The 246-nt window shown below is 43.5% G+C and carries 1 protein-coding gene and 1 pseudogene; one reads left to right on the top strand and one right to left on the bottom strand.

The window, feature by feature from the left end; all coding sequences use genetic code 11:
• On the top strand, nucleotides 1-155 hold a 155-nt coding region (locus H5300_RS27570; protein WP_182797413.1), incomplete at its 5' end, for an ATP-binding protein.
• Here H5300_RS27570 and H5300_RS27565 read toward each other — a convergent pair.
• Nucleotides 133-246: pseudogene (locus H5300_RS27565) on the bottom strand (IS630 family transposase); the annotation flags it as partial. The gene H5300_RS27570 and the pseudogene H5300_RS27565 overlap by 23 nt on opposite strands.

Raw genomic sequence — 246 nt, 5'->3', positions numbered from 1 at the left:
AAATAAGCAGCACGATCATGATAAGCCAATTACCCGTGAAGGAGTGGTACGCCATGATAGGAAACGCCACCGTAGCCGACGCATTATTGGATCGACTGATACACAACAGCCACCGAATAGAACTATACCCAATCAACTTGAAGATGCAGGCTTAAACACCTGAAAATTGTCATTGATTCGAGACGTCAACGAACCTGCAATCTCTGGAAGAGTTACAGTAAAAAATTGGTCTATGGCTTCCTTGAA

The sequence above is a fragment of the Vibrio sp. SG41-7 genome, assembly GCF_014164465.1.
Taxonomy (GTDB): Bacteria; Pseudomonadota; Gammaproteobacteria; order Enterobacterales; family Vibrionaceae; genus Vibrio; species Vibrio splendidus.
Note: the sequence above shows the minus strand (reverse complement) of the source record. Positions and strands in the feature narration are given on the sequence as shown.